This window comes from Stutzerimonas stutzeri, from assembly GCF_009789555.1.
Lineage (GTDB): Bacteria > Pseudomonadota > Gammaproteobacteria > Pseudomonadales > Pseudomonadaceae > Stutzerimonas > Stutzerimonas stutzeri_R.
The window spans coordinates 655,285-676,952 of record NZ_CP046902.1 but is presented as its reverse complement, the minus strand read 5'-3'; the positions used below and the strand labels follow the sequence as shown (position 1 = coordinate 676,952).

Here is a 21,668-nt window from a genome sequence, read left to right as displayed (position 1 = left end):
GATGACCCTCCGGTCGTCTCCCTACTGTGCGCTCCACAAAGCGGAAACCTGTGGAGTCAGCATGACAACAACAATATCCCCACCGCCGCAGTGGTCGCGTCGTCGCGCTGAAAAGGCCCGGCGTCTCGATCAGGTGCGCAGCCTCGCCGATGGCGTGGTTCTGCCGAGCGACAAGATCGTCGCGGCACTCGAAGCATTGATCGCGCCGGGCGACCGGGTGGTGCTCGAAGGCAACAACCAGAAGCAGGCGGATTTTCTCTCGCGCTCGCTGGCACAGGTCGATCCCGGCAAGCTGCACGACCTGCACATGATCATGCCCAGCGTCAGCCGCGCCGAACATCTGGATCTGTTCGAGCGACAGATCGCGCGCAAGCTCGACTTCTCCTTTGCCGGCCCGCAAAGCCTGCGCATCAGCCAGTTGCTCGAAGACGGCCTGCTGGAAGTTGGCGCCATCCACACCTACATCGAACTCTATTCGCGGCTGCTGGTGGACCTGATCCCCAACGTTGCGCTGGTGGCCGGCTTCACCGCCGACCGCGAGGGCAACATCTACACCGGCCCCAGTACCGAAGACACCCCGGCGCTGGTCGAGCCCACCGCGTTCTCGGACGGCATCGTCATCGTTCAGGTCAACCAGATCGTCGATGACCCGCGCGATCTGCCGCGTGTCGACATTCCGGCCAGTTGGGTCGACTTCGTCGTGGTCGCCGACAAGCCGTTCTACATCGAGCCACTGTTCACCCGCGACCCCCGTCACATCAAGCCGGTGCACGTGCTGATGGCGATGATGGCGATCCGCGGCATCTACGAGAAACACAACGTCCAGTCGCTCAACCATGGCATCGGCTTCAACACCGCGGCCATTGAGCTGATCCTGCCGACCTACGGTGAATCGCTCGGCCTGAAAGGCAAGATCTGCCGCAACTGGACGCTCAATCCGCACCCCACGCTGATCCCGGCGATCGAGACGGGCTGGGTCGAGAGCGTGCATTGCTTCGGCACCGAACTGGGCATGGAAAACTACATCGCCCAGCGCCCGGACGTGTTCTTCACCGGTCGCGACGGCTCGATGCGCTCGAACCGGATGATGTGCCAACTGGCCGGTCAATACGCGGTGGACCTGTTCATCGGCGCCACCCTGCAGGTCGATGGCGATGGCCATTCCTCCACCGTCACCCGGGGTCGCCTGGCCGGTTTCGGTGGCGCGCCGAACATGGGCCACGACCCGCGTGGCCGTCGGCATCCGACACCGGCCTGGCTGGACATGGCCATGCCCGGTGGCGAAGCCCCGGTGACCATGCTCGAACGTGGCAGGAAGCTCGTGGTGCAGATGGTCGAGACCTTCCAGGAAGGGGGTAAACCCACCTTCGTCGAGCAGCTCGATGCGGTCGATGTGGCGAAGAAAAGCGGCATGCCGCTGGCGCCCATCATGATCTATGGCGACGACGTCACCCACCTGCTCACCGAGGAAGGCATCGCCTACCTGTACAAGGCGCGCTCGCTGGAAGAACGCCAGGCGATGATCGCCGCGGTCGCCGGCGTCACCAGCATCGGTCTGCGCCACAACCCGAAAGACACCGAGCGCATGCGCCGTGAAGGGCTGATTGCGCTGCCGGAAGACCTCGGCATCCGCCGCAACGACGCCACCCGCGAATTGTTGGCCGCCAAGAGCATCGCCGAGCTGGTGGAGTGGTCCGGTGGGCTCTACAACCCGCCCGCGAAATTCAGGAGCTGGTGATGAGCGCACTCATTGCAACACGGCCTTCGCTGGCCGAGCGGCTGGCTGACCAGGCGGTGCAGGCGCTGATCGACGAGGCCGACCTGTCGCCCAAGCCGGGCCTCGTCGACCGGCGGGGCAGCGGGGCGCACACCGATTTGAACCTGAGCCTGATGCATGCGTCGGCGACCGCCCTGTGGCCCACCTTCAAAGCCATGGCCGACGTGGCGCAGACCCTGGGCGAACCCCATCAGCCGCTGCGTGAAGCCCTCGGCCAACTCGGGCGAGACGGCGAGGCGCGCATGCTGCGTGCCACTGGCGGCGTGAACACCCACCGCGGCGCGATCTGGGCGCTGGGACTGCTCACGGCAGCGGCGATGCTGGAATCCGCTGGCTGCGGGGCTCGACGAATCGCGGCCAGCGCGGCGGCCCTGGCCAGGCTGAGCGATCCTGCCGCTCCGGCCAATCGCGACAGCCACGGTGCGCGGGCCTGCCGAACTTATGGCGTGCCCGGCGCACGGGAACAGGCGCAACACGGCTTTCCCGCCGTCATCGAGCACGGTCTGCCGCAATTATGGGCAAGCCGCCGCCATGGCGCAGGCGAGCGGAACGCTCGGCTCGATGCCTTGCTGGCGATCATGGCCGAACTGACCGACACCTGTGTGCTGCACCGTGCCGGGCTCGAAGGCCTGAACCGCATGCGCCAGGGCGCTCGCGCCGTGCTCGATGCCGGCGGCTGCGCCAGCCTCGATGGGCGTCGACAGTTGCGCGAACTTGACCGCGACATGTTGGCCCTGCGCGCTTCACCAGGCGGCGCGGCTGACCTGCTCGCCGCCACCTTATTCCTCGACCGCCTGGTGCCTGCCGTCTCGGCGCCGATTGGGAGCCATTGATCATGCAAACCCTGTCTTTCGAATTCGCCGCCGGGCAACCCGCTCGCGGCAAGGCCCTGGTCGGCGTGGTCGGCTCGGGCGATCTTGAAGTGCTGCTAGAACCCGGCCAGCCCGGCAGGCTGGCGATCCAGGTCGTCACTTCGGTCAACGGCGCCGAACAGCGCTGGCAGCAACTGTTCGAGCGGATGTTCCGCGAGCAGACGCCGCCGGCACTGAACATCGACATCCACGATTTCGGCGCGACCCCCGGTGTGGTGCGCCTGCGTCTTGAGCAAGGACTGGAGGAGGTCGGCCATGACTGATGTCGCCCGTCTGCTGCAATCGCGCAGCTTCGTCGAACTCGGCGCCCGCCAGCGGGCTCGTGCATTGCTGGATGAAGACAGCTTCCGCGAGTTGCTCGATCCGTTCGATCGCGTCACCTCGCCCTGGCTGCCGAAGCAGGGCATCGTCACCCAGGCCGACGACGGCGTGGTGGTGGCCAAGGGCACCATCGACGGCCAGCCGGCGGTGATCGCCGCCATCGAAGGCGCCTTTCAGGGCGGCAGCATGGGCGAAGTCGGCGGCGCGAAGATCGCAGGCGCGCTGGAGCTGGCCGCCGAAGACAACCGCAAGGGCATCCCGACCCGCGCGGTACTGCTGCTGGAAACCGGCGGTGTGCGTCTGCAGGAGGCCAACCTGGGCCTGGCCGCGATCGCCGAGATCCAGGCCGCCATCGTCGAATTGCGCGAGTACCAGCCCGTGATCGGTGTGGTCGCCGGCTCGGTCGGCTGTTTCGGCGGCATGTCCATCGCCGCGGGATTGTGCAGCTATCTGGTGGTCACCCGCGAAGCCCGCGTCGGCCTCAACGGCCCGCAGGTGATCGAGCAGGAAGCCGGACTCGACGAATACGATTCGCGCGACCGTCCCTTCATCTGGAGCCTGACCGGCGGCGAGCAGCGCTACGCCAGCGGGCTGGTGGACGCCTACGTCGCCGACGACGCCGATGCGATCCGCGACCAACTGCACGAGCTGTTCGCCCTCGGCAAACCCGTGCAGCCGCGCAGCCGCCGCCACGCCTGGTTCCTCCAGCGGCTGGCCGACGCCGACACCCGCACGCAACTCGACGCCGCCGCCGTGCGTGCCCTCTATGAAGGAGAAGTCCAATGAGCCGTGGATTGAACTGGTTGCACGCCCTGGCCGGTGGTCAGGCGCAGGCGGGCTATCCGGCCTCGGTAAAAGTGGTCGACGGCGCGCTGGGCGAGCGTGCCGCGCGCTATATCGCCGTGGTGCCGGATGCCGAGAATCCATTCCCCCGCGCCCGCAATGGCGAGGTCGGCCTGCTCGAAGGCTGGGCCCTGGGCAAGGCCGTGGACGAGGTCATCGAAGCGGACCGTGACAAGGCTGAAAAGCGCGTGCTGGTCGCCGTGGTCGATGTGCCGAGTCAGGCCTACGGACGCCGCGAAGAAGCGCTGGGTATCCATCAGGCACTCGCGGGTGCGGTGGATGGTTATGCCCGCGCACGCCTGGCCGGGCATCCGCTGGTTGCGCTGCTGGTGGGCAAAGCCATGTCCGGGGCCTTCCTTGCTCATGGGTATCAGGCTCAGCGGATCATTGCCCTGCGCGATCCCGGCGTGATGGTGCACGCGATGGGCAAGGCCGCTGCCGCGCGCATCACCTTGCGCAGCGTCGAGGAACTCGAGGCGCTGGCCGAGTCGGTGCCGCCGATGGCCTATGACATCGACAACTACGCAACCCTCGGCCTGCTCTGGGAAACCCTCTCGGTGGCGAACATCGAGCAGCCTGCTGGCGACGACCTCGAGCGGGTGCGCGACTGCTTGTGCAAGGCGGTTGAGGACATTGGCGGCAGCACGGACCTGCGCGGTCGCCTCGGTGCGCCGAATCGCGAAGCGTCGTCGCGGGTGCGCGAACGGCTGCGCGCGCAGTGGTAAGGCGCGCGTAGGCGGTTTCGACTGCCCCTGCCATTCATCAGCGACTCGATAACAACAATCACGAGGAGGCTGCACATGCACGACACACCACGCCCCCATGATTTGCTCTGGGGCATGCGCCCCGAGCAGTTGCCGATCGATGCTCCGGCATGGGCGATCGCCGTGCTCTCGGCAGGTCATCCGGTGGTTGTGCGCCGCGCGCGTACGGCGCCCGGCCTGGTCGCTGTTGGGCTGCGGGGTGCGTCGCGGGAGCAGCGTCTGGCGGCACTGATGCCCGTCGAGGCTATCCGCCGCCGCGTGACGCCGGAGGCATTGGGTGCGTGCGAGACCGCTGATGACCTGCCGGCGATTCAGGCATTGCGCAGGCTGCGTTCGTCGCTGGATGCCTGTGGACATGCCTGGGGCGTCACCGGCTCGGTGGGTTTTCAGCTCGCCAGCGGCCTGCCGGTCGCCACGTCCGCGAGCGATCTGGACCTGCTGCTGCGGGTCCCGCAGCCCTTGTCGATCAGCGCTGCTCGGGCGCTGTGCGAGCGGCTCGACGACGCCTCCTGTCGGGTCGATATGCAATTGGAAACCCCGTTCGGCGCGGTGGCGCTGCGCGAGTGGGCCAGCGGCGCGGCGCGGGTCATGCTCAAGGCCGATGACGGTCCGCGTCTGCTCCGTGATCCCTGGCAAGCCCCGGAGCAGGCAGCATGAGCAGTCTGTTTGCATTTCCCGGCCAGGGCGCCCAGAAGCCCGGCATGTTGCATCGCTTGCCGCAGGAGCCGGAAGTGCTCGACTGCTTGCAACAGGCCAGCGAAGCGCTCGGCGAGGATGCACTCCAGCTCGACAGCGAAGCGGCGCTGGCGTCGACCCGCGCCGTACAGCTCTGCCTGCTGGTGGCTGGCGTCGCGGGTGCGAGGTTGTTGATGCGCGACGGCCCGGCGCCGGACTACGTGGCAGGCCTGTCCATCGGTGCATACGCCGCTGCGGTGGTCGCCGACGCACTCGATTACCGCGATGCCGTGCGGCTGGTCGCGCTGCGCGGCGAGCTGATGCAGGACGCCTATCCACAGGGCTACGGCATGACCGCCATTCTCGGTCTCGAACGGGCAAGCATCGAGCGGCTGCTGGATGAGGTCCATCAGCCGCAGTCGCCGGTGCATCTGGCCAATATCAATTCGGACAACCAACTGGTGATCGCCGGCAGCGAGGCGGCCATGGCCGAGGTCGGTCGTCGTGCTCGCGCGTTGGGGGCGGGGGCGGCATGCCGTCTGGCCGTGAGTGTGCCGTCTCATTGCGAACTGTTGCGCGTACCGGCGGATCGTCTGGCGGCCGCGTTTGCCCGGGTGTCGCTGCGTACACCACGGATTCGTTATCTGAGCAGTTCTTCGGCGCGCCCGGTTTTCGAGATCGAGCGCCTGCGCGACGATCTGGCATTCAACATGTGCCGCGTCGTCGATTGGCACGGCACGCTGCGCACCGCTTACGAGCGCGGCGTGCGGTTGCACATCGAATTGCCACCCGGATCGGTGCTGACCGGACTGGCGCGACGGGTATTCGAACAGGGTACGCTGGCGGCTTTTGACGGCGCCCGGCTCGACACACTGGGCGCCTTGTTGCGTCAGGAGGTTAGCCGCAGCCGATAAACCGCGTGCAACCCAGGCCTGCAAGCCACCCTCGCAGGCTGATCGATGGATAACAACAATGACCTCGATAACACGCGCCTTCACGCCGTATCTGCTGGCGGAGCGCAACCCAAAAGGACAAAAACAATGATTATCTTTGGAGTGGCCTTTCTGGCCTTGTGTACCCTGACGGGCATTTTCGTCGGTGAGTTGCTCGGCAAACTGCTGGGCGTACCCGCCAACGTCGGCGGTGTCGGTATCGCCATGGTGCTGCTGATTCTATTGGGCAGCTATCTGAAAAAGCGCGGCCTGTTCAATATGGAGACGGAGCAGGGCGTCAAATTCTGGAGCGCCGTCTACATTCCCATCGTGGTGGCCATGGCTGCCCAGCAGAATGTCTACGGCGCCTTGAGTGGCGGCCCCATGGCCATCCTGGCCGGTATTGCCGCCGTCGTGGTGGCCTTCGCGCTGTTGCCCGTGCTGGATCGGATCGGAAAAAAGCCTGAAACCGAAGTCCGCAAACCCCTCACCAGCGCACAGAGGGGCTGAGCCATGTACGAATCCCTCCTCAAAGTCGTGTCCGGTTACGGGTTGATCAGCGGCTTCGCCATCATCGGCGCCACCATGTGGCTGTCTTACTGGCTGTCGGACAAGCTCACCAAGGGCCGCCTGCACGGATCGGCGGTCGCCATCCTGATCGGTCTGCTGCTGTCCTATATCGGCGGCGTGGTCACCGGCGGGCAAAAAGGGCTGGTGGACATCGCCCTGTTTTCCGGCATCGGCCTGCTTGGCGGCGCCATGTTGCGTGACTTCGCCATTGTCGCCACCGGATTCGGCGTCAGTGTCGAAGAGCTCAAGCGGGCCGGGATGGTCGGCGTGCTGGCGCTGTTCGTCGGTGTGTTTTCATCCTTCGTCGCTGGCGTCGGCGTGGCCATGGCGTTCGGCTACACCGATGCGGTCAGCCTGACCACCATTGGCACCGGCGCGGTGACCTATATCGTCGGCCCGGTCACCGGCGCTGCCATCGGCGCCAGTTCCGAGGTCATGGCGCTGTCCATCGCCGCCGGTCTGGTGAAGGCGATTCTGGTGATGATCGCAACGCCCTTCGTCGCACCGATGATCGGCCTGAACAACCCGCGCGCGGCGGTCATCTTCGGCGGTCTGATCGGCACGTCCAGCGGTGTCGCCGGCGGTCTGGCGGCGACCGATGCCCGGCTGGTGCCTTATGGTTGCCTGACCGCGGCGTTCTATACCGCGCTGGGCTGCCTGCTGGGTCCGTCACTGCTGTTCTTCATCATGCGCGGTCTGCTGGGCTGAGCGGCGCCGAGGTGCAAGCGTTGCCGTTTCCACCCGCTGCACCTCAACTCGGGTTTTTCAGGCTGTACATGCGGCATTCGGCGAGGAGCGCGAGCAGGTTCGGGTCGCGTTCCTTGGCTTTGAGAAAGACCACGCCGATGTGCTGTTGCAGGTGATAGCGCGCCTGCAACGGCACCAGCCTGACCCTGGATTCGTACACCATCCCAACGCGCCCCGGCAGCAGCGCGTAGCCCACGCCCGAATTGACCATGCTCAGCAAGGTGAAGATGTCGTTCACCTGCATCGCCACCTTCGGCTCGAATCCAGCCTGCTGGAAGACCCGGTTGCCGTCCTGATGCGTAGCGAAGCCCTGGGTGAGCGTGATGAACGTCGCGTCGCGCAATTCGCTCAGATCGACTTCCGGCTGTTGTGCAAAGGGCGAGTCGGCAGGCGCGGCGAGAAAGATGTCATCGGCGAACAGCGGTAGCTGGGCGCAGTCCGGATCGTTGCTGACGCTCTCGTTCAGCGACACCAGGATGGCGTCCAGCTCCATGTTTTTCAGCTTGTAGAACAGGTCGATGTTGGAGCCGAGGATCAGGTCGATGTTGAGTTCGCTGCGGCGCAGTTTCAACCCCATGATCAGCTGCGGCACGGTTTTGACCGTCAGCGAGTAGAGCGCGCCGAGTTTGAAGCGCTCAGCCGAAAAGCCTGCGGCCTCGCGCGTCTGGCGCACCGTTTCGAGCACGTCCTGGACCAGCTTCTGGGCCTTTTCTTCGAGCACATAGGCACTTTCCAGCGGTATCAGGTGGCGCCCTTCATGCTTGAACAGCGGGCAACGCAGCGCGCTTTCAAGCGAATGGATGGCGCGGTGCACGCTGACGTTGCTGGTATCGAGTTCAGCCGCCGCCTTGCTCAGGTTTCCGCTGCGCATGAAGGCCAGGAAGACCTCCAGCTTCTTGAGGGTAAGTTCTTCGTCGATCTGCATGGGCAAGGGCTCGGTCAAGGAAGGCAATTATGCCTGCCGCGAACACGCCTGGGGCCTTGCGAATCGGTTGCGCCTGGCCGGTGATACCCGGCTGAGCGCGCGGCGATACCGGGCGCCAGCGACCAGGCGTGCACATCGCATGGGGTTGCGGCTGCGGTCATGCAACTTGCAACGTGCGCGTGAGGTGCTGGTTGCGTAACTAATTGATTACAAACGATTAATCGTAACCGTGAAGGATGGCATGTTCAGTGCTGTAGTTGCCGGTTGCCAGCTCGGCAATTCACTGAACGAACGGCTGGACGGACGCTCCAGCTCAGGAACCGAAAAATGGATGACAGGCTGAACGTAAAGACCCAGATATGGGCCGATGGGTATTCCTTCATGGAAGTGACCGAAACATTGTTGATGGCCATGGGCATTCGCAGCGAAGACGGCCGGGACGCGGAGCCCGCTCAGCAAACCACTGCGGCAGCGGACCGGCTTGCCGGCCACGGCTCGGAAATCGATCGCTAGGCGTCGCGACCGCCGCTGGCGGGCGGCAACGCCAGGCAGGTTGGCGCCCGCGAGAGTCAGTCGCTCAGCTGGGTCAGGATGCGATAGGCAAGCTTCACCCGCGCCTCGTTCGGGTAGTACCGGTTAGCCAGGATGACGATCCCCAATCGTTTCGCCGGTATGAAGGCCAGATAGGCGCCGAAGCCGTTGGTCGAGCCGGTCTTGTTGACCCAGACATCGTCCTGCGGGGGCAGAGGTGGGCTGATCGGCGCAGTGGGTTGGCTTTCCAGCACCATCGCGCTGGCGTTGCCGGTCAGCAGGTCCTGCAGCGCCACCGGATAGGCGTACTGCTCCCAGACCAGTGCCTGGGTCATGGCGCCGACTCGATGGTAGCCGGTTCGGGTTGTCTCGATGGCGCGTCGGATCGCACCGTCGGTATCGATCTCGCCGAGCTGGACCTCGACGAAGCGAAGCAGATCCCTGCTGGTGCTTTTCACACCGTAGGCTTCGTCAGCCAGCAGTGCCGGGTTCAGCCGGACGGGATCGCCGTCCTTGTTGTAACCCTGGGCATAGCGCGCCATCTCGGCTGGCGGGATGTCGATAAAGGTGCTCGTCATGCCGAGCTTCGGCAGCAGCCGGGTCTGCACGGCATCGACGTAGCCAAGCCCGAGACTGCTGGCGCCGGCCATGCCTAACAACCCTATGCCGGGGTTCGCATAGACGCGACGGCTGCCCGGTGCGTGCCGCGGCTGCCACGCTCTGAAATACGCGATCAACTGCGTGTCGGTACGAATCTCGTCGGGCAACTGCAACGGGAAATCGCCAGCCGTGTGCGTCGCCAGATCGATCAGGGTGATCTCGTCGAGCTTGCTGCCCCGCAGCGCGGGCAGATGGCGGCTGGGGCTGTCGCCCAGCGATAGCGTGCCGAGCGCGTCGGCATAGGCCGCGAGCGTCGCGGTCAACGTCTTGCTGAGCGAGCCGACTTCGAAAAGCGTGTTGGATGTCACCGCCTGCTGCGTCGCGGTCGACGCCACGCCGAAATTATAAAAATGCTGCGTGCCCTGGGCGGTGATCGCGATGGCCAGGCCAGGGATCGCGTGCTGCGCCATCAGGCGCCGCGCGGCTTCATTTACCGTCGCATCGATGTGGCTCTGGCGCGCATCGGCCAGGGCGAAACAGCTGAGCGTCGTCGCCAGCACGGTGACCAGCACGCGCGCGCGGTGTCTGAGCGATGAGCGCATGTGGCGTCTCCAGGCAGCCTCGGGGCTTGAACGCTAGCATCCCGCCGCCGCTTGCAGAAGAGGTTGTACCGCTTGCGCAGCCGAATCGACGGTCGGTTGATCGCGACCGCCTGGCGCCGTCTGGTCGCACCGGCGCGGGTCTGTCGAATCACGTCGCACGTCAGGACGCGGCGACGCCGAAACGATACCCGCCCGGTCGTCCAGGGGCTCAACCCACGGTGATCTCGAGCGTGCCGATGCCCTGGACGCCACCGCTCAGTCTGTCGCCGCGTTGCACGGGTCCGACGCCTGCCGGGGTGCCGGTCATGATCAGGTCGCCGGGTTCGAGCACGAACAGCCTCGACAGGTAGGCAACCACCTCCGGTACGCTCCAGATCAGCGAGGCCAGATCGCCATCCTGGCGGGTCTCGCCGTTGACGTCGAGCCAGACACGGCCCTCCGTCGGGTGGCCGATCTTCGCGGCCGGCACCAGCGCCGAGCAGGGAGCAGCATGATCGAAGCCCTTTGCCACCGCCCAGGGGCGCCCCATCTTCTTCGCTTCGGCTTGCAGGTCGCGACGCGTCATGTCCAGCCCGACGGCGTAGCCGTAAACGTGTTCGAGTGCCTGTTCGACGGAGATATCGGCACCGCCACGGCCGATGGCCACGACCATCTCGATTTCGTGGTGCACGCTCTCGGTGCCAGGCGGGTAGGGGAACACGCTGCCGTCCGGCAGCAGACTGTCCGGGTGTTTGGTGAAGAAAAACGGCGGTTCGCGATCAGGATCATGCCCCATTTCACGCGCATGTTCGGCATAGTTGCGTCCGACGCAATAGACACGACGGACCGGATAGCGCTGACGGCTACCGACCACGGCGAGGCTGGCGATGGCGGGGGTGAAGAGGTAATCGTTTGGGTCTGTCGAGTGCACGTTCAGGCTCCAGGTTGGGGTCGTTGAGGGCAGCGCCAGGGCTGCCGGGTCACTTGCGCAGCGGCACGCTGCCGGATTCGTCCAGGCTGCGCAAAAAATCGAAATCGCAGCCCTGATCGGCTTGCGTCACGGTCTCGAGAAACAGCTTGCGATAGCCGCGCTCGTCGCCTTCGCGCCGTTCGGGCAGCTCGACGGCATCGCGCCGACGTGCCAGTTCCTCGTCGCTCACCAGCAGTTCGAGGCGGCGCTCGCTTACGCTCAGGCGCAGGCGATCGCCGCTCTCGATCAGCGCCAGCGGCCCGCCCACGGCTGCCTCGGGGGTAACGTGCAGGATGATGGTGCCGCCCGCCGTGCCGCTCATGCGGCCATCGGAGATGCGCACCATATCCTTCACGCCGGCGCGCGCCAGCTTGCGAGGGATCGGGATGTAGCCAGCTTCGGGCATGCCGGGTGCGCCTTTCGGGCCGATGTTCTTGAGGACCAGGATGTCGTGCGCCTCGACGTCGAGCGCGGGGTCATCGATGCGCTGGGCGAGGTCTTCCAGGCCATCGAACACCACCACGCGACCTTCATGTTCCATCAACTCGGGACTGGCGGCCGACTGCTTGATGATCGCCCCGTCCGGCGCAAGGTTGCCGCGCAGGAAGGCGATGCCGCCCTGCGGGTAGATCGGGTTGTCCAGCGGCCGTACGACGTCCTGTGCGAAGGCCGCGAGCTGGTCGAGTTCCTCGCCCAGCGTGCGCCCGGTGACCGTCAGCGCGTCGAGGTGCAGGAACGGCCGCAGCTCGCGCAATACGGGCGCCAGCCCACCGGCCTTGTGCAGGTCTTCCATATAATGCGTGCCGGATGGCTTGAGATTGACCAGCACCGGAATGTTGCGGCCGAGTGCGTCGACCTGGTCCATGTCGATGCGGATGCCGCAACGGCCGGCAATCGCGGCCAGGTGAACGATGCCATTGGTCGAACCGCCGATGGCCAGCAGCACCATCAGGGCATTCTCGAAGGCCTTCCGGGTAAGAATGCGGTCAGGCGTCAATCCCGCCTGGATCATCGCCACCGCCTGGGTGCCGGTGCGCTCGGCGATGCGGATACGGTCGGCGGTGACCGCCGGTGGCGTGGCTCCGCCAGGCAGCATCATGCCAAGTGCTTCGGTGACGCAGGCCATGGTGCTGGCGGTGCCCATGACCGAGCAGGTACCGACGCTGGCGACCAGTTGGTCGTTGACCTCGGTGATTTCCTGCTGGTCGATTTCGTCGCCGCGATACATGCCCCAGAAGCGCCGGCAGTCGGTACAGGCACCGACGCGCACGCCCCGGTGCGAGCCGGTGAGCATCGAGCCGCTGACCAGCTGGATGGCCGGCACGCCGGCGCTGGCGGCACCCATCAACTGGGCTGGGACGGTCTTGTCGCAGCCGCCGATCAGTACGACGGCGTCCATCGGCAAGGCGCGGATCATTTCCTCGGTGTCCATGGACATGAGGTTGCGCAGGAACATGCTGTTGGGGTGGGCGAAGCTCTCATGGATCGAGATGGTGGGGAAATCCACCGGCAACCCGCCGGCCAGCATCACCCCGCGCTTGACGGCTTCGATCAGCTGCGGTGCGTTGCCATGGCACGGGTTGAAGCCGCTGCCTGTGTTAGTGATGCCGACGATCGGGCGCGACAGGGCGTCGTCGGAATAACCGGCCCCCTTGATGAAGGCTTTGCGCAGAAACAGCGAGAATTCCGCGTCGCCATAGTTGGTCAGGCCCTTGCGCATCCCCTGCGCCACGTTGTCTACCGAGTTGCCATTGTTCTTGTTCATGGGCGTTTCCTCTCGATGGTTGGAACGATGCCGTGGCAATCGGCTCCAGGGTGAATAGGCGGTGGACGGCTCACTCCGGGCCGCTTGGTGCCTGGCCGGAACTCCCTCGCACCAGCAACTCCGTGGTCGTTTCTATCAGGCCGACCGGCCGCTTGCCCGCCAGGGCTTCGAGCAGGTAGGCCCCGGCGAAATCGCCTATCTGCGCGAGGTCCACGCGAATCGTTGTCAGCGGCGGGGACATGTACCTGGCGTAGTCGAAGTCGTTGAAGCCGACGATGGAAACCTCTTCGGGCACCCGCACGCCGAGGTTCTTCGCGGCGAGCAGGGCGCCGAAGGCGAGCAGGTCGTTGGCACAGATGACCGCGGTGGGGCGCGTCGGGCCGCGCAACAGCCGCTGCATGGCGACAATCGCGCCTTCAAGCGTCAGGTCCGTCTCCATGTGCCAGTGGGCGGGGATCGCCAGGCCTTCTTCGGCCAGCCGCGCGCCGGTGCCTGCGATCCGGTCGCCGACACGGTCGTTGAAGGAGGGCTCGCCCACGATCATGGCGAATTTGCGGTGTCCCAGGGACAACAGGTGCTCGACCATCTGCCGCGCGACCGCGACGTTGTCAAAGCCGACGCTCGGGCGATGAGGGTCTTGCGCCCAGGCCTGCACGCAGGGGATGCGCTTGCGTTCGATGAGGTCCCACATCTTCGGATCGTGCGTGCGACCGACCACCATCAGCGCATCCACGCCATGCTCCAGCATGGTCTGGACCTCCTTCAGTTCCACTTGCGCATCGAACCCGAAACTGGCGACCAGCAGGGTGTAACCGGCTTCGTGAACCCGTTGCTGGAAGGCCGCGAGCGTGCGCGAGAAGGTTTCGGTGGCCAGCGTCGGAACGACCGCTCCGATGGTCATGCTGCGGCGTGACGCCAGGGTCCGCGCGGCGGCGTTGAGCACGTAGCCGAGCTCATCGCACGCCCGCTGGACCGCGTGGCGTTTGTCATCGCTGACGGTGGCGCTGCCATTGATGACCCGAGAAACCGTTGCCGTCGACACGCCTGCCAGCCGCGCGACGTCCTGCAGGCTGGCGCGCGACAGCAGAGCCGAGAAAGGCGAGTCACCCATTTCCGTGTCCTTTTTGAATGGCCGCTTAGCGATTGGTGTTTGACATTAGGAAAAACCGAAACTAGGTTTTTGTAAACGCTTACATCGCATTATTTTTGGAATGTAAGCGATTACATGGCTGCTTTCACGCCGTCTCGATATGCCGAATGGCCCGATCCAGAGGCCTGTCAGGACAGAAATGAAAGCGCTTACATACGACAATTCGAGCGAGATCAGGACGAAAAAACAATGGCAATAATCAGTTCCATCTCCGTATGCGCTGCTCGCGTGCCGCTGGACCAGGTCACGTCGTTTTCCAACCGCACGGTGCATGCCCGCGACTACGGCCTGGTCAAGGTGACCGGCGAGAACGGTGTGAGCGGCATCGGGTTCTGCTACGTCGGCAGCGCAGGTGGCGAGTTGCTGCCGGTGGCCGTTGAAAAGTTGCTGGCACCGGTATTGCTGGGTCGTGACTCGCTGGATGTCGAGGCGCTCTGGAAGGCGATGTATCAGGAGGCCCTGTTGCAAGGGCGCGCCGGGGTTGTCATGCGGGCCATCAGCATCCTCGACACCGCGCTCTGGGACCTCAACGCTCGGAGCGCCGGCCTGCCGCTGCATCGCTATCTCGGCGCGGCCAGCGCGGACCGGGTACTGGCCTACGCCAGCGGCGGCTACTACCTCGATGGCAAGACGCCCGAGCGGCTCGGCGAGGAGATGGCGCACTACGTCTCGCTCGGCTTCAAGGCCGTGAAAATGAAGACCGGACGTCTGTCTCCGAAGGAGGAGCAGGCCCGTGTAGCCGCCGCGCGGGAGGCCGTAGGGCCGGATATCGAGTTGATGCTCGATGCCAACAACGCCTGGAGCGATGTGACCGAGGCGCTGCAGTACGTGCGCCGCTTCGAGCGCTACGAGCCGAGTTTCATTGAGGAGCCGTTCCTGGTCGACGACATCGACAGCCACGCGCGGCTGGCTCGGGCCACTCCGATTCCGGTCGCCACGGGCGAGGTCGAAGTGGGCCGCTGGCGACACAAGGAGCTGCTCGACAAGGGCGGTGCGGCCATCCTGCAGACCGACGCGCTGGTGTGCGGTGGTATCACCGAGTGGCGCCGCATCGCGGCGATGGCGGCCGGTTATGGCGTGCCGATGTACCCCCACTGGTTCCATGACGTGCACGCGCCGCTGGTCGCGGCAACGCCGAACGCCCGTTACGTGGAGTTCTTCTGGGATGACCAGGTCCTTAACTTCCGCCGGCTGATCGACCGTCAGCTTGAGCAGGAAAACGGCTACATCAAGCTGCACCAGACCCCGGGGCTCGGCTTCGACTTCGACGAACAGGCCGTCACGCGCTACAGCATTGGCGGCAGCCAGCCCTGGATGACCCTCGACTACAACCGCTGAGGAGCGAAAAGCATGACCGCTGTAGGGGCGGCGGCGCTCGGTCGTCGCCCCTGACCACGTCTGGGCCCGGTAGCCAGACACCATAAATCCAACAAGAAACGTGGAGTTAGCGAAATGAAGATCAACTTGAAACTGTCCGCCGCCGTTCTCACCGCCGTAACGGCATTTTCCGTCCCCTTCGCCGCTCAGGCCGAATACGTCGCTGGCGACGATGTCGCCGTACTGCAGGGCTTCAAGCCTGGCGGCGGCAGCGATGTGCTGGCGCAGCTGGTGCAGCCCTATCTGAGCAAGAACCTGGGCGTGAACTTCGTCAACGAGTACATCCCGGGCGCCACCGGCGCGATCGCCTGGACGCGCCTGGCGCGGCAATCGAAGAAGGACGGTTCGGTCATCAGCATCACCAACACCCCGATGTTGATGACCAACTACATCATGAACGACGCGATCACCTACAACATCAAGGACCTGACACCGATCGCCAACGTGGTGACCGACCCGGGCATCGCCGTGGTCGCCAAGGACAGCCCTTACAACAGCATCGAAGACCTGCTCGCCGCGGCCAAGGAAAAGCCAGGTCGGATCACCGTCGGCAATTCGGGGATGGGGGGCGACGACTTCTTCACCACCCTGCTGATCGAGAAGGCGACGGGGCTGTCCTTCAAAAAGGTGCCGTTCCAGGGCGACGGCCCGTCCGCCACGGCCGCCATGGGCAACAAGATCGATGTCAGTTTCAACAACGTCGGCACCGTTTATAGCCAGGTCAAGAGCGGCAACCTCAAGGCGTTGGCGGTGTTCGCCGATGAGCGCGTCGACAGCCTGCCGGACGTGCCGACCTTGAAGGAGAAGGGCGTAGACGTGGTCGCTGGTTCCTCGCGTGGCTACAGCGCGCCGGCTGGCATTCCCGCCGAGGCGCGTCAGCAGCTGATCGCCGCGTTCGAGGCGCTGAAGGACGACCAGGCCTTCCTGGAGGATGCGAAGAAGCGCGCCCTGAACATCGACATCGTCACCGGCGATGAGTACGGCCAGATGTTCGAGCAGATGGAGACGGAATTCCAGGGCATCTGGAAGGAAGTGGGCGGCCAGCAGCAGTGATGCGATCTGCCGAACGTAACGAGGGGAGGCGCCGATGAACAGAAACAGGTTGCTACTCGGGCTCTTCGGCATCGCCGTGGCCGTGGTGTTCTTCATCAACGCGCAGGGTTATCCGGAGGCCGCCGCGCAGATGCCGCTGATCTACTCGGTAACGGTGGCGCTGCTCTCGCTGGCAATGGTGTGTTCGGAGCTGCTGCGCTGGCGCGCAGCGAACCGCTCCGGCGCCGAGCCGCCCGCTGCCAGCGAAGAGGCGCCCGCCCCGGCGCGCTATGCGGTGACCGCTGCGGTGTTCGCGCTGGCGATTGCCTACGTCGCGCTCATCGGCACGCTGGGTTACCTGTTGTCGACCGTGCTGTTCATGGCCGTGGCGCTGCTGCTGATCCGTACGGTCTCGGTGCGTTTCGCCGTGATCGGCACGGTGGTTCTGGTGGCCGTGGTCTGCCTGGTGTTCGTGCAATTTCTGGGGCTTCCCGTACCGCTGCTACCACCGGCGATCGGCTGATCGCCTTTATCTACTCTCGACGAGGCTTTTTCCGTGGAAAGTTCGATCGTCATGATCGGGTTGGCGAATGTGCTGACCCTGTCCAATGTCGCCGCCATTCTTGGCGGCACGCTTCTGGGGCTGTTCGTCGGCGCCATGCCGGGTCTATCCGCCACCATGGCGCTGGCCCTGCTGTTGCCGCTGACCTTCAGCATGGACACCGCGACCGGCCTGAGCATGCTCGCCTCGCTCTACGTCGGTGCTTCGTATGGAGGTTCTATCGCTGCGATCCTGCTGCGTACGCCGGGCACGCCCTCGGCGGCGGCGACGGTGCTCGACGGCTACCCGATGTCGCAGCAGGGTCAGGCAGGCAAGGCGCTGGGCATTTCACTGTTCGCCTCCTTCATCGGTGGAACCATCAGCGGCCTTGCCTTGCTGTTGGCCGCACCCCTGCTGGGCAGCATCGTCGTCGAATTCGGGCCGATCGAGCTGTTCGCCATCGCCGTGCTCGGCATCACCATCATCGGTTCGCTGGCCCAGGGCTCGGTGGTCAACGGGCTGTTCTCCGGCGCCATCGGATTGCTGGTCAGTACCGTGGGGATGGACTTGACCACCGGCACGCCGCGCATGGCCTTCGGCAATATCAATCTGTTCTCGGGCATCAGTTTCACGGTGGCGTTGATCGGACTGTTTTCCATCCCCCAGGCGCTGTCGCTGATCGAGAACTCCCATGGCGCCGCCAAGATCGCCAGCCGCATCACCGACCGGTTGATCCCAAAGTTTTCCGAGCTGAAAGCGCTGATGCCCAACATTCTGCGGTCCAGTGGCATCGGCGTGGTGGTGGGGTTGATTCCAGGGACGGGCGGCGATACCGCCAGCTGGTTCGCCTATAACGAGGCAAAACGCTTTGCCAAGGACAAGAGTCGTTTTGGCGACGGCGATCCGGCCGGGGTCGCTGCACCCGAGGCGGCGAACAATGCGGTGGTCGGCGGCGCGTTGATCCCCACCATCGCACTCGGCATTCCGGGCAGCTCGGCAACCGCGATCCTGCTCGGTGCGCTGATGGTGCAGGGCATCCTGCCGGGGCCGAACCTGCTGACCGACTATGGCGACGTGACCTACACGCTGATCTGGGCGGTGATCTTCGCCAACATCGGCCTGCTTGCCGTCGGCCTGATGTTCACCAAGGCCAGCGTCGCCGTGACCCGCATTCCGGACGGCTTCATCGCCTGCGCGATCATCGCGCTGTGCATCGTCGGCGCCTACGCGATCAACAACAGCCTGTTCGAGGTGGGCCTGATGCTGGGCTTCGGCCTGTTCGGCTACTGGCTGGCCAAGGCCGGTGTGTCGCCGGCGCCGATGGTCATCGGCCTGATCCTCGGCCCGGTGATGGAGAACGGCTTCCATCAGTCGATGCTGATCGGCAATGGCGATTACCGGATCTTCCTGTCCAGCCCGATCGCCGTGGTCCTGCTGTGCATCGCGGTGTTCTCGGTGCTGCAGGCGACACCCCTGTTCCGCTGGATGCTCGCGCCACTGCGGCGCCGTGCGCGCCTCGCCTGAAGCCCTGCGCTGGCAGCCGCTGGGGGCTGCCGGGATAACGACAAGAAGAGGATTGAGCCATGAGTCATGAGAAGGGGCGCGTATGGTCGCCGGTCATCACGCCGTTTGCTGCGGACCTCACGCCGGACACCGGACGCTTCGTGGCGCATTGCCGCTGGCTGCTGGACAAGGGCGTCGGGCTGGCCGTGTTTGGCACCAACTCGGAAGCCAATTCGCTCGCCGTGCAAGAAAAGCAACAATTGCTCGATGCACTCATCGAGGCGGGCGTTCCGGCTGCACGGCTGATGCCCGGTACGGGTAGCAGCGCGCTGCCCGATACCGTGGCGCAAACCCGTCACGCAGTCGCCAAAGGTGTGCAGGGCGTGCTGATGCTGCCGCCGTTCTACTACAAGGGCGTGTCCGACGAGGGCCTGTTCCGCTACTTCAGCGAGGTGATCGAGCGGGTCGGCGACGATCGGCTGCGCATTTACCTCTACCACATCCCGCCGGTTTCGCAGGTGCCGCTCTCGCTGGGCTTGATCGAGCGGCTGCTCAAGGCCTATCCGAAGCAGGTGGTCGGACTCAAGGACAGCTCCGGCGACTGGTCCAATACCCAGGCGGTGATCGAGCACTTCGGCCAGGACGGCTTCGAGGTCTACGCCGGCAGCGAAGCCTTTCTGCTGCAGACGCTGCGTGCCGGAGGCGCCGGCTGCATCAGCGCCACGGCCAACGTCAATCCTGGCCCCATCGCGCAGCTCGCCAGGAACTGGCAGGCCGGTGACGCTGACGAGCAGCAGGCTGCCCTGGTCCGCACGCGCAAGATCTTCGAGCGCTTCCCGGTGATCGCGGCGCTCAAGGCGGCTACCGCGCGATGCAGCGATGAGGAACACTGGGCACGGCTACGGCCTCCGCTGGTGGAACTCGACGAGCAACAGCGCGCTGAGCTTTTCGCGCTGCTCGACGATGCTCACTTCGACATGCCGGGCCTCAAGCACAGCTGACCATGGAGTTACCGATGCACAAGAAACGAATCGTCGCCCTGCGGCGGCTGAAGGAATCGCACCTGCAGCGCTTGCGTGAACACTTCGAGGTGGACTATTTCGAGGAGCCCGAGCGTCAGCCCGAGGCGGTCGCCGCCGCCCTGCGCGAGGCTCATGGCCTGATCGGCGGCAAGTTGCAGGTCACCACGGAGGTGCTCGACCAGGCGCCGGCGCTGGAAGCCATCGCGACCATCTCGGTGGGCTACGACAACCTGCCGGTCGCCGAGCTGAGTCGCCGCGGCATCGTGTTGACCAACACCCCGGACGTGCTTACCGAGACAACCGCGGACACCGGATTCATGTTGATCATGGCCAGCGCGCGGCGCATGGTCGAGCTGGCCAACATGGTGCGCGAGGGGCGCTGGACCCAGCACGTCGGCGAGCCTCACTTCGGTCACGATGTGCATGGCAAGACGCTTGGGCTGGTCGGCCTCGGGCGCATCGGCCAGGCCATCGCTCGTCGCGCGCTGGGCTTCAACATGCGGCTGCTGTACAGCAACGCGTCGCCCAAACCCGAGCTGGAGGCGCAGTGGGGGATACAGCGCCGTACGTTCGAGCAATTGCTGGCGGAGTCGGATTTCGTCTGCCTTACCGTGCCGCTGACCGAGCAGACCGAACACCTGCTCGGCTACGAACAGTGTCGTGCGATGAAGCGCTCGGCCTTCGTGATCAACATCGCGCGCGGCCGGGTGGTCGACGAGGCCGGGCTGATCCGAGCACTGGACGAGGGATTGATCGCCGGTGCGGGACTGGACGTCTTCGAGCGTGAGCCGTTGCAGGCGTCACCGCTGCTGCGCATGGACAACGTGGTCACCCTGCCGCATATCGGCTCGGCCACCCATGAAACGCGCGAAGCGATGGCCGCGTGCGCGGTGGAGAATATCTGTCAGGCCTTGCATAGCGAGCGTCCGCGGGATCTGGTCAATCCGCAGGCCCGCCCGAGCGGATTCGGCCAAACACAGCAGGAACGACCCGTCGATGCCCAGTAATCATTCGCGACGCCTGGCGTCGATCCTGAACCTGCACGACCTCGACCGCGTTGCGAAACGCCATCTGCCACGCCCCCTCTACGGCTACATCGCCAACGTCGCCGAAGACGGACACACCGGCCGGGCCAATCGCAGCGCGTTCGAGGCGTACGCCTTCCTGCCTCGGGCCCTGGTCGATGTCTCGAACATCTCGCTGGAAACCGAGCTGCTCGGCCAACGCTACGCCTTGCCGATCGGCATCGCGCCGATGGGTATCAGCGCCCTGTCGGCCTACCGAGGGGATCTGGTGCAGGCGCAGGCAGCAGCCAAGGCCGGCATTCCGATGATCCTCAGCGGCAGCTCGCTGATCCGCATGGAAGACGTGCTCAATAATGGCAAGACGGATTGGTTTCAGGCCTACCTGCCTGGCGATGAATCCGGCATCGAGGCGCTGATCGAGCGCGTGCGCAGCGCAGGCTTCGACAAACTGGTGATCACCGTCGATTACCCGGTGCCGCCCAACAGCGACAACAACACGCGCTCGGGCTTCAGCTCACCGCTGCGCCCCAGCCTGCGCCTGGCCTACGACGGGCTGATACGGCCGCGCTGGTTGTTCGGCACCTTCCTGCGCACGTTGATCAATCACGGCATGCCGCACTTCGAGAACAACTATGCCACGCGCGGCGTCGCGATCCTGTCCGGTAACGTGAAGCGGGATTTCTCGGGTCGCAGCCACCTCAATTGGCGCTATCTCGAACTGGTCCGGCGGCTGTGGCCGGGCAAGCTGGTGATCAAGGGTGTGCTGCATCCGGATGACGCGCGTCGGTCTCGCGATGCGGGGGCGGATGCGCTGATCGTCTCCAACCATGGCGGACGTCAGCTCGACGGCACCCTTTCGGCGCTGGAGGCCTTACCTGACGTGGTCGAGGCTGTCAGCGAGCTGCCGGTGATGGTCGACAGCGGTTTCAGGCGTGGCACCGACGTACTCAAAGCCCTGGCGCTGGGCGCGCGGATGGTCTTCATCGGGCGACCGTTCAACTATGCCGCGGCGTACGCGGGCGAAGCGGGCGTATCGCATGCGATCGACCTGCTGGGCGCCGAGTTGCAGCGTGACATGGCGCTGCTGGGGCTGACGCGGATCGAGGATGTCACCCGGCAGTGCCTGGTCAATAACAAGAAATAGA

Annotated in this window: 22 protein-coding genes; 17 read left to right on the top strand and 5 right to left on the bottom strand. The window is 65.1% G+C overall.

Translation table 11 applies throughout. The features are described from left to right. Positions 1–61: 61 nt before the first annotated feature. The 9 genes from mdcA to madM all read left to right on the top strand — a co-directional run bounded on the left by mdcA (position 62) and on the right by madM (position 7,462). Positions 62–1,738, top strand: a complete 1,677-nt coding sequence (gene mdcA / locus GQA94_RS03040; RefSeq protein ID WP_158186685.1) for a malonate decarboxylase subunit alpha — start codon at positions 62–64, stop codon at positions 1,736–1,738. Next, entirely contained in the window at positions 1,738–2,610 is an 873-nt protein-coding gene (locus GQA94_RS03035) for a triphosphoribosyl-dephospho-CoA synthase (protein WP_158186684.1), read from the top strand. The genes mdcA and GQA94_RS03035 overlap by 1 nt, the downstream gene beginning before the upstream one ends. Before the next feature lie 2 nt (positions 2,611–2,612). Beyond that, positions 2,613–2,912 carry a malonate decarboxylase subunit delta gene (locus tag GQA94_RS03030; RefSeq protein ID WP_158186683.1) on the top strand — a complete coding sequence of 100 codons (300 nt, stop codon included), beginning with the start codon at positions 2,613–2,615 and terminating at the stop codon, positions 2,910–2,912. Further along, positions 2,905–3,756 carry a biotin-independent malonate decarboxylase subunit beta gene (locus tag GQA94_RS03025; protein WP_158186682.1) on the top strand — a complete coding sequence of 284 codons (852 nt, stop codon included), beginning with the start codon at positions 2,905–2,907 and terminating at the stop codon, positions 3,754–3,756. Before GQA94_RS03030 ends, GQA94_RS03025 begins: the two co-directional genes overlap by 8 nt. Continuing rightward, a complete protein-coding gene (mdcE, locus tag GQA94_RS03020) occupies positions 3,753–4,538 on the top strand; it encodes a biotin-independent malonate decarboxylase subunit gamma (protein WP_158186681.1) in 786 nt (261 codons plus the stop codon). The genes GQA94_RS03025 and mdcE overlap by 4 nt, the downstream gene beginning before the upstream one ends. Positions 4,539–4,613: 75 nt before the next feature. After that, entirely contained in the window at positions 4,614–5,234 is a 621-nt protein-coding gene (locus GQA94_RS03015) for a malonate decarboxylase holo-ACP synthase (RefSeq protein WP_158186680.1), read from the top strand. Then, positions 5,231–6,166: a malonate decarboxylase subunit epsilon gene (gene mdcH, locus GQA94_RS03010; RefSeq protein ID WP_158186679.1), complete on the top strand. Its 936-nt coding sequence runs from the start codon at positions 5,231–5,233 to the stop codon at positions 6,164–6,166. Before GQA94_RS03015 ends, mdcH begins: the two co-directional genes overlap by 4 nt. Before the next feature lie 126 nt (positions 6,167–6,292). Continuing rightward, complete coding sequence (gene madL, locus GQA94_RS03005) at positions 6,293–6,694, top strand: malonate transporter subunit MadL (protein ID WP_158190009.1); 402 nt, start codon at positions 6,293–6,295, stop codon at positions 6,692–6,694. 3 nt (positions 6,695–6,697) lie between these two features. After that, positions 6,698–7,462: a malonate transporter subunit MadM gene (gene madM / locus GQA94_RS03000; protein ID WP_158186678.1), complete on the top strand. Its 765-nt coding sequence runs from the start codon at positions 6,698–6,700 to the stop codon at positions 7,460–7,462. 43 nt (positions 7,463–7,505) lie between these two features. Here madM and GQA94_RS02995 read toward each other — a convergent pair whose 3' ends face one another. After that, positions 7,506–8,426, bottom strand: a complete 921-nt coding sequence (locus GQA94_RS02995) for a LysR family transcriptional regulator (protein WP_158186677.1) — start codon at positions 8,424–8,426, stop codon at positions 7,506–7,508. A 327-nt stretch (positions 8,427–8,753) separates the two neighbouring features. Between GQA94_RS02995 and GQA94_RS02990 the strand changes: the two genes are divergently transcribed. Continuing rightward, positions 8,754–8,939, top strand: coding sequence for a hypothetical protein (locus tag GQA94_RS02990; RefSeq protein WP_158186676.1), 186 nt, complete (start codon positions 8,754–8,756; stop codon positions 8,937–8,939). Between the two features lie 56 nt (positions 8,940–8,995). Here GQA94_RS02990 and ampC read toward each other — a convergent pair whose 3' ends face one another. From ampC to GQA94_RS02970, 4 genes are all read right to left on the bottom strand, one after another. Then, on the bottom strand, positions 8,996–10,159 hold the full coding sequence (gene ampC / locus GQA94_RS02985) for a class C beta-lactamase (protein WP_158186675.1): 1,164 nt from the start codon (positions 10,157–10,159) through the stop codon (positions 8,996–8,998). 208 nt (positions 10,160–10,367) lie between these two features. Beyond that, on the bottom strand, positions 10,368–11,069 hold the full coding sequence (locus tag GQA94_RS02980) for a fumarylacetoacetate hydrolase family protein (RefSeq protein ID WP_158186674.1): 702 nt from the start codon (positions 11,067–11,069) through the stop codon (positions 10,368–10,370). 49 nt (positions 11,070–11,118) lie between these two features. Beyond that, positions 11,119–12,828, bottom strand: coding sequence for an IlvD/Edd family dehydratase (locus GQA94_RS02975; RefSeq protein WP_199270134.1), 1,710 nt, complete (start codon positions 12,826–12,828; stop codon positions 11,119–11,121). 115 nt (positions 12,829–12,943) lie between these two features. Then, positions 12,944–13,984, bottom strand: a complete 1,041-nt coding sequence (locus tag GQA94_RS02970) for a LacI family DNA-binding transcriptional regulator (RefSeq protein WP_158186672.1) — start codon at positions 13,982–13,984, stop codon at positions 12,944–12,946. A gap of 228 nt (positions 13,985–14,212) precedes the next feature. On the opposite strand from GQA94_RS02970, the gene GQA94_RS02965 reads away from it, so the two are divergent. The 7 genes from GQA94_RS02965 to GQA94_RS02935 all read left to right on the top strand — a co-directional run bounded on the left by GQA94_RS02965 (position 14,213) and on the right by GQA94_RS02935 (position 21,667). After that, entirely contained in the window at positions 14,213–15,361 is a 1,149-nt protein-coding gene (locus tag GQA94_RS02965) for a mandelate racemase/muconate lactonizing enzyme family protein (protein ID WP_158186671.1), read from the top strand. Between the two features lie 114 nt (positions 15,362–15,475). Further along, a complete protein-coding gene (locus GQA94_RS02960; RefSeq protein ID WP_158186670.1) occupies positions 15,476–16,453 on the top strand; it encodes a Bug family tripartite tricarboxylate transporter substrate binding protein in 978 nt (325 codons plus the stop codon). 34 nt (positions 16,454–16,487) lie between these two features. Then, a complete protein-coding gene (locus GQA94_RS02955) occupies positions 16,488–16,955 on the top strand; it encodes a tripartite tricarboxylate transporter TctB family protein (protein WP_158186669.1) in 468 nt (155 codons plus the stop codon). 33 nt (positions 16,956–16,988) lie between these two features. Next, positions 16,989–18,497, top strand: a complete 1,509-nt coding sequence (locus tag GQA94_RS02950; RefSeq protein WP_199270094.1) for a tripartite tricarboxylate transporter permease — start codon at positions 16,989–16,991, stop codon at positions 18,495–18,497. Between the two features lie 59 nt (positions 18,498–18,556). Then, entirely contained in the window at positions 18,557–19,477 is a 921-nt protein-coding gene (locus GQA94_RS02945) for a dihydrodipicolinate synthase family protein (RefSeq protein WP_158186668.1), read from the top strand. Between the two features lie 14 nt (positions 19,478–19,491). Next, positions 19,492–20,505 carry a 2-hydroxyacid dehydrogenase gene (locus tag GQA94_RS02940; protein WP_158186667.1) on the top strand — a complete coding sequence of 338 codons (1,014 nt, stop codon included), beginning with the start codon at positions 19,492–19,494 and terminating at the stop codon, positions 20,503–20,505. Continuing rightward, positions 20,495–21,667, top strand: a complete 1,173-nt coding sequence (locus GQA94_RS02935; protein ID WP_199270092.1) for an alpha-hydroxy acid oxidase — start codon at positions 20,495–20,497, stop codon at positions 21,665–21,667. Before GQA94_RS02940 ends, GQA94_RS02935 begins: the two co-directional genes overlap by 11 nt. The last annotated feature ends 1 nt before the right edge of the window (position 21,668 follow it).

Excerpts from the sequence above, each read along its gene's own strand:
- mdcA (WP_158186685.1), top strand. The coding sequence starts at position 62 with ATGACAACAACAATATCCCCACCGCCGCAGTGGTCGCGTCGTCGCGCT.
- GQA94_RS03035 (WP_158186684.1), top strand. The coding sequence starts at position 1,738 with ATGAGCGCACTCATTGCAACACGGCCTTCGCTGGCCGAGCGGCTGGCT.
- GQA94_RS03030 (WP_158186683.1), top strand. The coding sequence starts at position 2,613 with ATGCAAACCCTGTCTTTCGAATTCGCCGCCGGGCAACCCGCTCGCGGC.
- GQA94_RS03025 (WP_158186682.1), top strand. The coding sequence starts at position 2,905 with ATGACTGATGTCGCCCGTCTGCTGCAATCGCGCAGCTTCGTCGAACTC.
- mdcE (WP_158186681.1), top strand. The coding sequence starts at position 3,753 with ATGAGCCGTGGATTGAACTGGTTGCACGCCCTGGCCGGTGGTCAGGCG.
- GQA94_RS03015 (WP_158186680.1), top strand. The coding sequence starts at position 4,614 with ATGCACGACACACCACGCCCCCATGATTTGCTCTGGGGCATGCGCCCC.
- mdcH (WP_158186679.1), top strand. The coding sequence starts at position 5,231 with ATGAGCAGTCTGTTTGCATTTCCCGGCCAGGGCGCCCAGAAGCCCGGC.
- madL (WP_158190009.1), top strand. The coding sequence starts at position 6,293 with ATGATTATCTTTGGAGTGGCCTTTCTGGCCTTGTGTACCCTGACGGGC.
- madM (WP_158186678.1), top strand. The coding sequence starts at position 6,698 with ATGTACGAATCCCTCCTCAAAGTCGTGTCCGGTTACGGGTTGATCAGC.
- GQA94_RS02995 (WP_158186677.1), bottom strand. The coding sequence starts at position 8,426 with ATGCAGATCGACGAAGAACTTACCCTCAAGAAGCTGGAGGTCTTCCTG.
- GQA94_RS02990 (WP_158186676.1), top strand. The coding sequence starts at position 8,754 with ATGGATGACAGGCTGAACGTAAAGACCCAGATATGGGCCGATGGGTAT.
- ampC (WP_158186675.1), bottom strand. The coding sequence starts at position 10,159 with ATGCGCTCATCGCTCAGACACCGCGCGCGCGTGCTGGTCACCGTGCTG.
- GQA94_RS02975 (WP_199270134.1), bottom strand. The coding sequence starts at position 12,828 with ATGCGCAAGGGCCTGACCAACTATGGCGACGCGGAATTCTCGCTGTTT.
- GQA94_RS02970 (WP_158186672.1), bottom strand. The coding sequence starts at position 13,984 with ATGGGTGACTCGCCTTTCTCGGCTCTGCTGTCGCGCGCCAGCCTGCAG.
- GQA94_RS02965 (WP_158186671.1), top strand. The coding sequence starts at position 14,213 with ATGGCAATAATCAGTTCCATCTCCGTATGCGCTGCTCGCGTGCCGCTG.
- GQA94_RS02960 (WP_158186670.1), top strand. The coding sequence starts at position 15,476 with ATGAAGATCAACTTGAAACTGTCCGCCGCCGTTCTCACCGCCGTAACG.
- GQA94_RS02955 (WP_158186669.1), top strand. The coding sequence starts at position 16,488 with ATGAACAGAAACAGGTTGCTACTCGGGCTCTTCGGCATCGCCGTGGCC.
- GQA94_RS02945 (WP_158186668.1), top strand. The coding sequence starts at position 18,557 with ATGAGTCATGAGAAGGGGCGCGTATGGTCGCCGGTCATCACGCCGTTT.
- GQA94_RS02940 (WP_158186667.1), top strand. The coding sequence starts at position 19,492 with ATGCACAAGAAACGAATCGTCGCCCTGCGGCGGCTGAAGGAATCGCAC.
- GQA94_RS02935 (WP_199270092.1), top strand. The coding sequence starts at position 20,495 with ATGCCCAGTAATCATTCGCGACGCCTGGCGTCGATCCTGAACCTGCAC.